The 12,081-nt window shown below is 41.7% G+C and carries 10 protein-coding genes; 4 read left to right on the top strand and 6 right to left on the bottom strand.

Annotation, left to right across the window (positions count from 1 at the left end):
* Nucleotides 1-77 precede the first annotated feature (77 nt).
* The gene (locus FH971_RS20070) at nucleotides 78-1,439 is read left to right on the top strand and encodes a M28 family peptidase (RefSeq protein WP_420853485.1); all 1,362 of its coding nucleotides are present in this window, start codon (nucleotides 78-80) and stop codon (nucleotides 1,437-1,439) included.
* A gap of 355 nt (nucleotides 1,440-1,794) precedes the next feature.
* Here FH971_RS20070 and FH971_RS20065 read toward each other — a convergent pair whose 3' ends face one another.
* Nucleotides 1,795-2,640, bottom strand: a complete 846-nt coding sequence (locus tag FH971_RS20065; RefSeq protein WP_140235450.1) for a 23S rRNA (adenine(2030)-N(6))-methyltransferase RlmJ — start codon at nucleotides 2,638-2,640, stop codon at nucleotides 1,795-1,797.
* Nucleotides 2,641-2,768: 128 nt separating this feature from the next.
* On the opposite strand from FH971_RS20065, the gene FH971_RS20060 reads away from it, so the two are divergent.
* Together FH971_RS20060 and FH971_RS20055 are read left to right on the top strand one after the other, a co-directional pair.
* The gene (locus FH971_RS20060) at nucleotides 2,769-3,545 is read left to right on the top strand and encodes a class I SAM-dependent methyltransferase (protein WP_167496132.1); all 777 of its coding nucleotides are present in this window, start codon (nucleotides 2,769-2,771) and stop codon (nucleotides 3,543-3,545) included.
* A gap of 690 nt (nucleotides 3,546-4,235) precedes the next feature.
* Nucleotides 4,236-6,182: an alpha/beta hydrolase family protein gene (locus FH971_RS20055; RefSeq protein WP_240778413.1), complete on the top strand. Its 1,947-nt coding sequence runs from the start codon at nucleotides 4,236-4,238 to the stop codon at nucleotides 6,180-6,182.
* Between the two features lie 832 nt (nucleotides 6,183-7,014).
* On the opposite strand, the gene FH971_RS20675 is transcribed toward FH971_RS20055, so the two are convergent.
* Nucleotides 7,015-7,290, bottom strand: a complete 276-nt coding sequence (locus FH971_RS20675) for a type II secretion system protein (protein WP_140235449.1) — start codon at nucleotides 7,288-7,290, stop codon at nucleotides 7,015-7,017.
* 335 nt (nucleotides 7,291-7,625) lie between these two features.
* Here FH971_RS20675 and mog point away from each other — a divergent pair, with 335 nt between their 5' ends.
* A complete protein-coding gene (gene mog / locus FH971_RS20045) occupies nucleotides 7,626-8,159 on the top strand; it encodes a molybdopterin adenylyltransferase (protein WP_137224238.1) in 534 nt (177 codons plus the stop codon).
* A gap of 80 nt (nucleotides 8,160-8,239) precedes the next feature.
* Here mog and FH971_RS20040 read toward each other — a convergent pair whose 3' ends face one another.
* The 4 genes from FH971_RS20040 to FH971_RS20025 all read right to left on the bottom strand — a co-directional run bounded on the left by FH971_RS20040 (nucleotide 8,240) and on the right by FH971_RS20025 (nucleotide 12,041).
* Nucleotides 8,240-8,464: a hypothetical protein gene (locus FH971_RS20040; protein WP_140235448.1), complete on the bottom strand. Its 225-nt coding sequence runs from the start codon at nucleotides 8,462-8,464 to the stop codon at nucleotides 8,240-8,242.
* Nucleotides 8,465-8,572: 108 nt separating this feature from the next.
* Complete coding sequence (locus FH971_RS20035; RefSeq protein WP_140235447.1) at nucleotides 8,573-9,706, bottom strand: ABC transporter permease; 1,134 nt, start codon at nucleotides 9,704-9,706, stop codon at nucleotides 8,573-8,575.
* Complete coding sequence (locus FH971_RS20030) at nucleotides 9,706-10,440, bottom strand: ABC transporter ATP-binding protein (RefSeq protein WP_137224244.1); 735 nt, start codon at nucleotides 10,438-10,440, stop codon at nucleotides 9,706-9,708. Before FH971_RS20030 ends, FH971_RS20035 begins: the two co-directional genes overlap by 1 nt.
* A 2-nt stretch (nucleotides 10,441-10,442) precedes the next feature.
* Nucleotides 10,443-12,041, bottom strand: coding sequence for an alpha/beta hydrolase (locus FH971_RS20025; protein WP_140235446.1), 1,599 nt, complete (start codon nucleotides 12,039-12,041; stop codon nucleotides 10,443-10,445).
* Between the last annotated feature and the right edge of the window lie 40 nt (nucleotides 12,042-12,081).

Raw genomic sequence — 12,081 nt, 5'->3', positions numbered from 1 at the left:
TAATGAACCATTTAATTCATAAAGTACAACCTAAACGCGTTAAACTCAGTCGTAATAACGGTTATTGTTTAGCTGGTATGGCTGGGTTGCTGATATTGGGCGCTGTAACCGTGCCAGCATTTGCTGCAGACAAATCATCGTTTGTTGCCCCATCACAAGAAGATGTGCGTTTATACGACATTGCTACCGCACCACAAGCTAAGCGTATTGAACAAGATATTCGTACTTTAGTCGGTTTTGGTACTCGGCATACCTTGTCTGATACAAAATCTGACACCCAAGGTATTGGCGCCGCTAGACGTTGGATTGAAGCTGAGTTTAATCGTATATCCAAAGAGTGTGGTGGTTGTTTAGAAGTGGTGACGGTTGGTGACACCGTTCAAGGCAAGCGAATCGCGAACCCAACAGAAGTGGTTAACGTTATCGCTATTCAGCGCGGTAAAACGGATCCTAACCGTGTAGTGATGATGAGCGGCGACATTGATTCGCGTGTTAGTGATGTGCTGGATGCCACCTCAATTTCTCCTGGTGCTAACGACAATGCATCGGGTGTAGCTGGGGCATTAGAAGCTGCACGAATATTATCAAAATACCAATTTAACGGCACTATTGTTTATGCTGCATTGTCGGGTGAAGAACAAGGTTTGTATGGCGGCAATATTTTAGCTGACTATGCCAAAGCACAAAATTGGCAGGTTCAAGCAGTATTAAATAATGACATGATTGGCAATATATCTGGCATTAATGGCGTGATGAATAACAGTAGTGTACGGGTGTTTTCTGAAGGTGTACGTTTTGCCGAAACGGCAGATGAAGCCAAAGAAAGGTATTTTAGTGGCGGCGAAAATGATTCTGCTTCACGTAATTTAGCTCGTAAAATTAAGTCGCTAGCCGACCAGTACATGACTAATTTAGAGGTGATGCTCGTGTATCGACTCGATCGTTTTGGTCGTGGTGGACATCATTTACCGTTTAATCAGGCTGGTTTACCTGCTGTGCGTATTATGGAAACCAACGAAAACTATAATCGTCAGCATCAAGATATTCGTGTCGAAAACGGCATTGCTTATGGCGATGTGATTGAAGGGGTGGATTTTGATTTTACTGCCAAATTGACCTCGCTTAATGCGATTAGTTTAGCGTCACAAGCATGGGCACCAGCACCACCAACTAAAGTAACTGTTGCAGGGCAAGTATCACCAAGTACCAAGTTAAGTTGGGCTGATAGTGACGATAAAACGGTCGTTGGTTATCGCGTATATTGGCGATTAACTACTGTACCGGAATGGACTCATAGTCGTTATGTCGGCAAGGTTAATCAGTTCACGCTAGATAATATGGTAATCGATAATTATTTGTATGGTGTCGCGAGTGTCGCCGCCAATGGCAATGTTAGCCCTGTGGTATTCCCTGGTGCGGCAGGCGCGTTTTTTAAGTAATGCTCAGTCATACGTCAATAAATAACATCAAGGTCGTGGTGCTTCGCCCACACCCGACCAAGAAGGGGAAAACTGCTTCCCCCTCTTGGATCTCCCCCGCAGCTCCGACAAAGTGTTGATCCTCATAGCATAATAAAAATCGCCTAACGGCTCAGATGGTACATCCATGTACCCCTGAGCCTGTGCCATCATCCATGATGTCACTACGGCATTTTCATCACGCTATTTCGGACACTTCGGACGGAGAACCATTGAGCCTGCAGGTTAATTCCATTTGAAATTTGTGTGTTATTTCAATAAAGATAGTTAGGATCTGATACGACAATAAACTCACATCTTTTGCGGGTAGAAAGTCTTACTCGCCGACTTCCCACTTTACGCTAATGCTTCCGTCGGCACCGCCTAGTAAAGGCGCTAAATAATCCAATGTTTCTTTGGCGAGTTCATCCAATTGCCAAGGCGGATTAATTACCCATAAACCTGCTGCTGTCATACCAAACTCGTCACTGTCGGCGCTAATGCCTTGCTCAATACGCAGTTGTTTCTTAATGCCACTATTTTTAAGCAGGGTTAACATTGCTTCTGTTTGCTCACGTTTAACAACGGGATACCATAAAATAAATGTGCCTGTTGCAAAGCGTTTGTGGGCTTTTATGATAGCTTTAGCCACATCTTGATAGTCAGTTTTCATTTCATAGCTAGGGTCAATTAATATTACACCACGGCGCTCTAATGGCGGTACCGCGGCAATTAATCCCTGTAAACCATCACCTTTAATCACTTTGACTTGTTTGTCTTCAGCAAAATAGTCTGCTAACAACTCATGGTCAGTACCATGCAGTTCGTGTAACACCATACGATCTTGTGGACGAAGCTCAACATCTACAATAGCCGGTGAGCCAGGGTACACGGTTAACTCGCCATCAAACTCAGCGTTAAAGTGTTGCACTGTTTCAACATAGTTGGCCAATGCAGTGGGTAAATTAGTGTGGTCCCATAATTTGGCAACACCCTCTAAATACTCGCCAGTTTTTTGCGCAAACTCATCGGTTAATGAGTAGGCACCTGCACCTGCATGAGTATCGATATACACATAAGGTTTATCTTTTTTCTGCATCGCTTTTAATACTTGAATAAGCATTGAGTGCTTAAGCACATCGGCATAATTGCCTGCATGATAACCGTGACGATAACTGAGCATGGGTATTTCCATTAACTAATGAGACAGCAAAACTGTGTAATCGCCACATTATAAGTGGTCTAGCGCGCGAGGTATAGGTGTTCACTGGTGATGGCTTTTGGCATAATGGCGTAGTTTCTTATATTGGCATGGTAATCATCTTGTTGCAGACACCTATCTTCTTTAATCAGCAGTATCCTTCATTAGTCGACATCGCCCAGCGTTGGCAGCTTGTGTGGGACAAAGACGCCGCGTTTGAATTGCGTTTTGAGCAAAACTGTTTAAGTTTGCATAAGCGAGATGAACCTAAGCTCGACGGTATTAGTGTTGACTTTGTGTTTGGAGCTGTGGCGCATCGTCGCAAATTTGGTGGTGGTCGAGGTCAGTCTATTGCCAAAGCGGTTGGGCTAAAGCAAGGTGTCACACCTACTGTAGTTGATGGCACAGCAGGGCTTGGTCGAGATGCTTTTGTATTGGCCAGTTTAGGTTGTAAGGTCATTATGGTTGAACGTCATCCCGTTGTGGCTGCATTGCTTGAAGATGGTTTACGCCGAGCTTACGAAGACGCCGAAATAGGCCATTGGATGCGCGATCTTATGAGCTTATTTCATGGCTCAAGTATTAGTGCATTAGCCGACGCTGCTCAGTCATCTGGCACCGAGATCGATGTCGTTTACCTCGACCCTATGTACCCGCACCGCGAAAAATCGGCCCTGGTTAAAAAAGAAATGCGCGTGTTTCAAACCTTAGTCGGAGCCGATCTTGATGCCGATGGGCTGTTAGCACCCGCTATGGCACTCGCCACTAAGCGCGTGGTGGTAAAACGCCCTGATTATGCTGAAGACTTAGACGGTGTTAAACCTAGTATGGTTATCGCAACCAAGAAAAACCGTTTTGATGTATATGTAAAATCCGCAATGAAATAGCTCCTTTTAAAGTGGACTCGTTTTTATTCGTTATTACAGATTAAATTCAGATTTGTAGTAGCCGAGGCCGACCAACATACTTTGTTCCATTCTGAATTTGTGCTGTTTCTGCGGATAAACTTTGATGCCTTTGACCAATATTACCTAATGGGCGCATGTCCCATCATGCTGAAAAATAAACATTACTCGGCATAGCCGTTTCTAATCAATGTTTATCATTTTTTATGTTGTGAGTACTTTAGCTCTATAACAATGTCTATGGTGTTCTGTTAAATGACAATGTTGTCATATAGGTTGCGGGTGCGACACCTCAGATTAGATGCTTTTAAGCGTTTACCGCAAGAATAAAACTCAATGGAAGTGCTGCTTGTTGAAGATGAACAAAAAATTGCGGATTTTAGCTGTGAAGAACTGTGCACAAAAAATTCCTTATTTCTTCATTGTTTTAAATGTTATAAAATAGATGCGATTATGATGCGGTATTGATTCCTTGATAACCTATCTTGTTGTTAATATTAATATAACTCTATGGATGTATGATTATTGTAGTTATATGTAAAGGGTGTAGTGTTGACCTTAATTTTTCAGGTTATATCGTTATAAATATAAGTAATGGCTCAAAGTCATAAATTCAATACAAATTTATCTTGATCTTGCTACTTCGCTTTTAAGAATATAAATGGAGGTTTAATGATGTTTTGGAATAAAAATAATGGATTAATTTTGCGGAGTAACTTTAAAGATTTTCTTTTATATTTTGTCTTGTTGTTTGCATTTAGTTCAAGCAACGTTTTTGCGGTAAGTGTTAATGACTTTTCTCGTGCCCCTGAGTTTTATAATGTCAAAATATCGCCCGACGGTAAACACCTTGCTATTTTGGTTAACACTGAAGGACGTAAGACATTAGCTTTTTTAGATACTAAAACCTTTAACGTAACCTTTGCACTTAGTAGTGAAAAGCATGATCAAGTTGCTGATTATTATTGGGTGAACAATGAGCGAGTTGTGATCCAAGTTGAGCAGGTTCGTGGGGCGCTCGAAAAGCCACTTAATTATGGCGAAATTTATTCTGTAAATTTTGATGGTTCAAAAGGGTTAATGGTATTTGGCTACCGCAGTAAAAACCCAACCGCTCAAGGGGGGTTTCTGATTGATCTTCTTGAAGGTGATGATAAGCATGTATTGATTTCTAAACGCGCATTAAGTCGTAGAACCGACGTTTTTTCAGAAGTCACTAAGTTGAACATCTATAGTGGTAAAGCGCGTAAAGTGAAGCGTGCTCCCATCGTTTATAGTGAGTTTTTAATAGACCATGAAGGATATCCTCGTTTTGTATCTGGATTAGACAAAAATTACCGAACTCATCTTTATTACTCATCAGGTAAGGGAGATTCATGGAGCCAGTTTGGTGAAGACTTTGATGGAGAATTCCAGCCAATTGCATTTTCGTCTGATAATAATAGTATTTATGCGCTAAAAAGTGACGATGGTGGCCCGAAAGGACTTTATCACTATGACTTATTAACAAATAAGGAGACTGAGCTTTATCGCAGCACCATGGTCGATCCAACTTATGTCATAAGCTCCCAACTGAATGAAGTTTTTGGTCTGCGTTTGGATGAGGATTACCCTAATTATCTGTATCTGCAACCAAGCTCTGTTGAAGCTAAATTACATCAGTCACTTGTACAAGCTTTTAATGGTGACACTGTATTAGTGACCAGTGTCACGGCTGATGACAAACAAGCCATAGTACATGTGAGTAGTGATCGTAATCCTGGTGTGTTTTACCTTTTTGACACCGATACAATGAAAGCACGTCATTTACTAAATGCTCGAGGTTGGATAAAACCGAGTGAGATGGCGATGACAGAGCCTTTTAGAATTAAGACTAAAGACGGTTTAATTTTGAATGGGTTGATGACTTTACCAAAAGGGAAAGATAAAAATTTACCAACAGTTATCTTACCTCATGGTGGTCCACATGCTCGTGACTATTGGGGTTTTGACCCAATTGTACAGATGCTTGCAAGTAGAGGCTACGCAGTGGTACAAGTGAATTTTCGTGGCTCTACAGGGTATGGCAAATCTTTTGAAAAGGCTGGTTATGGTAATTGGGGAACAAAAATTCAAGATGACATAATGCTAGCAACCCAATATGCAATTCAACAAGGCGTGGCAGATGAGAAACGAATGTGTATTTTTGGCATTAGTTTTGGTGGTTACAGCGCTTTGCAGAGTGGAGTTCGCTTTCCTGACACGTTTAAGTGTGTAATTGGTTATGCAGGTGTTTATGATTTGGAGATGCTTTATAACGAAGGTGATGTTACATCGATGACTTGGGGTGATGCTTTTTTAGATGAAACTCTGGGTAGCGATAAAGCCGTTCAGCGAGCACAATCACCGGTTTACTCTGTCAATAAACTTAAAGCTCCAGTGTTAATTATTCATGGTGAAGATGATGAACGAGCACCAATCGAACATGCAGAAGCGTTAAAAGCAGCGCTGGATAAAGCTAATCAACCATACGAGTGGCTGGTTAAGGATAATGAAGGGCACGGTTTTTACAAAGAGGAGAATATCCAGGAAGTCTATGAGACGATACTTGCTTTTGTAGATAAGTACATTGGCCATTAGTGCCTATTATATTTAAACATGAGGCATCATTTTAACGAAGTTGATTCGGTGCCTCTGTATAAAATATCCAGGCTAATAAACATTGTTAACTTCTATTTTCAAATGATGTCATAACGAATATAAGTTTCTTATCTCTATTTAAATTTATCTGATTTTATTGTTAATTTTAAATTACGATTCTTTCGTGATTTCTAGAACCTAGTTTTTGGGATCTAACATGTCTATGCGAAGTCATATAAAGTGCGATCTTCATCGTAAATAGGCGAGTGTTTTTTACTCTTGTTTGTAAGTAAAATCCGAATGTAACAAACCTTGAACCGATATTGAGTGCTACATAGTCGTGGCCCGATAAACTCACGCCAATTCGTTTGGATTAAATCAATAAAAGCTTCAGGTGATAAAGAGCCTGTTTACAACCTCTCTGAATGACACTTGTACAATATCTTTCTAACAAGGTGGTGTGCAAATAGATATCTCGCTAGTGAGGTATCTATTTTTTCTCTTTATGGTAAATCAAATGGCACAGATAATATTTGTCGCATAAATGGCAATGAGAATGGCTTTTTCACCGTTTACTATTGCCTCAATTACCTTATTTGATGAACTCTAACAACCGGTAGTGGTAAGACTATAAAATGTTGGTTCAGCCGGATCCGATGAACTTGCCAAATAACGCAAGCTACAGTCAGCAAAAGATGTAAATCCCTTAGGATAAATAGATACAGATGGATTCGTTCCTGAATTATAATACATAGCCCAATCGGCAGTAATATCAGTCTTCGATGGGTCTACTACCACCTCAAACGAACCATCAAGCGCTTTTGCAACATTATCAGCTAAAGGTGAAATTATAACCCAAGGTGGTACTAATCGTTTCCCCATTCAATGTCACCGAACCCGGATCGAGCTTTTCTTGACCAGACAACACGGCTTTTGAATACACTAAGGTATTGGCCGACTTCAATACGCCTTGTAAGCCATTCAAATTGGCAATAAGAGCATCGCTTTTCAGGTTAATAAACTTGGGCGCTGCCACTACAGCCAAAATCCCTAAAATAATAATCACTACCACTAATTCAATAAGGGTAAAACCGCGCTGTTTATTCATGCGTATGTTCTCTCATGTTATGCTAAAACCTAGCCAGTGAAAAATATTGTCGAATCAAGCGCAAATTTATGTGGCTCACCCTCTGGTGGGGCTAAGAGGTTAATAAAGTCCGTCGAACCCAGCTAATGAATTAAGTGACTGTTTGATAACCGCTTACTATCCTGAACAGAAAATACATTGTAATGCATAATCAGGCGTCATCGCTGTGCTAGAAAGCAATTTTTTGAACAGTTACCGATATATCAGTATACGATTTTGTGAACGTCGATTTTTTTGTTAGATTGTGCGCATATAATTGCATTACTGCATTTACCCCACATAAGGGAAAGTTAACCATGAGCAAAGCTAAAATCGGCATCGTAACGGTTAGTGATCGTGCTAGCGCTGGTATATATGAAGATCTGTCTGGTAAGGCGATCATTGATGTATTAACTGAATATCTAACCTCGGAATGGGAACCTGTTTATAAAGTCATCCCTGATGAAGGCGATGTTATTGAAGCCACATTGATCGACTTAGCTGATAACCAAGATTGCTGCTTAATTGTGACGACTGGCGGAACCGGTCCAGCAAAACGCGATGTGACCCCAGAAGCGACCGAAGCGGTGTGCGATAGAATGATGCCTGGCTTTGGTGAGTTAATGCGTGCTGAGTCATTAAAATTTGTGCCTACGGCTATTTTGTCACGTCAAACAGCCGGACTACGTGGTGATTCATTGATTGTAAATTTACCCGGCAAGCCTAAGTCTATCCGCGAATGTTTAGATGCAGTATTTCCTGCAATTCCTTACTGCATTGACTTAATGGATGGTCCATTTCTAGTCTGTGACGAAGCGGTGATAAAACCGTTTAGACCTAAAGCGAAGTAATAACAGACTTGATTAACAAATGCCGTCTAAATTTGACGGCATTTTTATTTGACCTGATTGATGATACTTCAGCATCAATACTACAGCTGTTTAAACTGCTGCTTTAAATCAAAATCACTGTCGGTAACCAATTTCTCTAACACTTGCACTCGTTCAATCAACGCTTGGTTTTGTGCTTGTAAATCACTGACACTGCCCATGTCAGCTTGCTGCTTGTGCTTCATATAATACTTAAACATTTCAGATGCCGTGGTGCCAACCACAATAATGAAGACCAGTGCGATGATGGCTAAATCGTTGTCCATAATGACTCCTTATTTATGCGTTTTGTTAATCTATTTATGATTTGTTTATTTAATGCTTGTGTTACTGACCCAACCTTATTTCAATGCGATAAGGTTGGGATTCTATCGTTACAATCCAAATACCACTTTTTCACTTTTAAGCGACTTTTCTAAGCCGGCAGCTAATGCAATCGCAATGATCAGTGTGGTCACAGATGAAATAATTAACTGCATCATTGGAATTTCACGACCTTTAATAAAGTCCATTAATGCTTGCTGCTGGCCAGATACTGGTAACCACTGCAATACGTCTGGGGCAATGTTGTAACTGGCTGCCATTGACAATGCCAGTGGCACAAATAACACCATGGTTAAGTATGATTGCGCCTCTTTAAAGGTTTTGGCCATAAACGACACATACAATTGTAAAGTGGCGGCCATCAATGCGACTGGAATACCTACGAGGAACATTAAGCCCATAAAGTCTTGGCTAATGTTGATGGTAAAGCCGATTTCTTGCCACGGTACAAAGGGATAAGCCACTTTTGATACCAGCAAAATCAAGATTAATCCGAGCAGAGCAAAACACGTAACAGCAATGATTTTACCGATGACTAATTCGCGGGTGCTCATTGGGTGGCTTAACAATAACGCTAGTGAATTACGCTCACGTTCACCGGCACTGGTGTCGATAGCGAGGTTCATGCCGGAAATAAATACCGAGTACATCATGGTGAAAATGGCGATGCCTAAAATCATTCCACCTTTAGAGTCTGGTGTGGCTTTATCTTCGATATTAACCTTCAACGGCTGGGTGATACGTGGATTAATACCGCGTGCAATTAAGCGAATACTGCCCATTTCTGCGCTATAGGCTTGCAGTTGACGCTCTAGTCGACGAATTGATTTTTGCAGCTTCTCATCTGAATTGTCGGCTATTAATATCACTTCAGCTTGTTTAGCTTTGGCCATGTTGGCGGCGTAATCGTCACTAATCGTTAAGATTATTTTATTCGCTTGTTCATCTTCACCATGGTTGATGCCGTTATTACTTAAGTAGCGCACTAAATCTGGAGCGTTATCGGCATTGTTAATATTGATATTTAAATCTTCTGGGCTAGACAGTTGGCCAATTAATACCATAAACATGCCGCACATGATCAGCGGCGTACCAATGGCATAATATAAACCAGCCATAACCGATCGTTTATCTCGTGCGGCGTCGATGAGTTCTTTGCGCACCATTGCGAGTATCATTTTCATTATGCTGCAATCCCTTCGTCAGTACCGATAAGTTCGATAAATGCATCTTCTAGCGAGTCTTTACCTGTTTGCTGACACAATTCGTCAGGGCTACCAATAGCAACAACTTTGCCATTAGCCATTACGATTACTCTGTCACATAAGGCGGCGACTTCTTGCATCACGTGGCTTGAAAACAACACACAATGACCTTCAGCTTTGAGTTGCAATAAAATGTCACGCAATAAACGGGTACTCATGACATCAAGTCCACGAGTGGGCTCGTCTAATATGATGTTACTTGGCTTGTGTACTATCGCTTGTGCTAATGCCGTTTTCATTCGTTGGCCTTGGGAAAAACCTTTGCAGCGACGGTCGCTAATGTCTTCAAGCTTGAGCTGTGCAATCACATCGGCAGTGGCTTCTTTAGCTTGTTTACGCGACATGCCGCTGAGTTCAGCAAAAAAGGTAATATATTCACGTGGGGTAAGGCGCTCGTACAAACCAAAAGGGTCTGGGAATAAACCTAATTGCTTTTTGGCTCCTATTGGATCGACAGCCACATCAATATGATTGACGGTGGCAGTGCCAGAGTCTGGTTTAAGTAAGCCAAACAAGGTACGTAAACAGGTCGTTTTACCGGCACCATTGGGGCCGAGTAAACCCGTAATTTGACCATTTTCAGCGCTAAAGCTTAAATCATCTAGAGCCTGCACATCGCCAATTTTTTTAGTTAAGTTTGCAACAGTAATCATGACTATTCCTTATCCGCAGCGGTATTCGCTGGTGCTGTTGTTTCTATGTCTGTGGCCGTGTCGACAACCGGCAGCACTTCTACGGTGTTAGCGTTGAGATAAAAGCTACGACGCACATCTTTTTGTAAGCATTCTGCATCGATATCTTTTACTGAACCTTGTTCGACTAACTGGGCCACTAAATCATTGCCACAGCTTTGTCCCGCTACACCGTGGGTTGCGTAAGGTGCGATGAAGTGTTTTGAGTTGGTGAGTTTCTCTTGTGCTAAAGCGCCCCAATTGGGTGGAGTAGCTGGGTCTAACTCGCCAGATAACAATAAAGTGGGTAGATCACTGTGAATGGGTTCACTAAAGTTGTCATCAACAGGCTGTATTGGCCAAACCTGGCAGGTTTTTTCTAACCCTTCTAACATGTTGCCACTGATGTACGATTCTTTCGCATCTTTACGCATTTGATCTGTAATGCGGTGAATGTCTTCGCCACACACCACGGATGCATGCATGCCCATAGCAATACCTGTGCTGTCAGCTGTTAAAGCGTAAATACCTAATATTGGTTGGTAATTACCTTGTGACGCTTGATGAATAGCATGGGGGATCAGTGCACGGATGTTTGCCATGTACATCGCCATTCTAATTGCGCCGCTAAACTTACCGCGGGTGAGTAGAAAGTCGCTGAGTTCATCTGTTTGGGGGTCACGTACTTGTTGGTTTATCGGTGCGGTGGCGAGCAGTTGGTCGACTTTATTGTATTCGTCAGCTAAATCAGGAAACTGTTGCTGGCAAGCGGGTGTGCTTTTACAGTCGCGCCATAACACATTTAAACCACGCTCTATTGAATCACCAATGGCTACAACACTTTGTTGCATCGGTACCACGCCATCTAATGTCACGGTTAGTAAGGCTTCTGGGTAATGACGCATATAAAGCTGTGCCATACGTGTTCCGTAGGAAATACCGTATAAATGTAGTTTTTGATAACCTAAATATTCGCGTACTGCTTCGAAATCTTTTAACGCGGTATTACTACCGTATTGACTTACATCTGCATCAATTTGACCTAGGCATTTCTCTGTCATGGCGATGATATCGAGGTCGTCATCATTAATGCTAAGCATCAAAGAGGTATCATCGTCGCAAGATAAAATGTTCGACTGACCTGTACCGCGTTGGTCAATCAATAAAATATCACGCTGCTGGCGAACTTTGGTCAACATGCGATTAAAGCCAGCGGCATTTTCAATAGCAGATTGACCTGGACCACCAGCAATGGCGAGTAAAGCTTCATCTGGATGAGTATTTTTAATCGCAGGTAAAATAGCAAAATGAATATCAATTTGCTTACCGTCTGGTAGCTTAGGGTTTTCTGCTACCGTTATTTTACCGCATTGTAATTGCTCATCTAAACCGTCTAAGTAACAAGCGCTGGTTTTAGCCGGTTCGACCACATTGGCTTCCGATGTATCAGCAAAGCTATTGTTGGCAAGTAAAATAGCAATAGCAACCGCGAGCCATCGACTAGTACGCGTTGCCGATTGGCATAAATCTGGACGAACAATCCGCTTGGCTAAGTCGGTGTTGATAAACTTCCTGTTGATCATCGGAACGTTTCCTTTTTGCATTTCATGACGATTATGATAC

This window comes from Shewanella polaris (assembly GCF_006385555.1).
Lineage (GTDB): Bacteria > Pseudomonadota > Gammaproteobacteria > Enterobacterales > Shewanellaceae > Shewanella > Shewanella polaris.
Note: the sequence above shows the minus strand (reverse complement) of the source record. Positions and strands in the feature narration are given on the sequence as shown.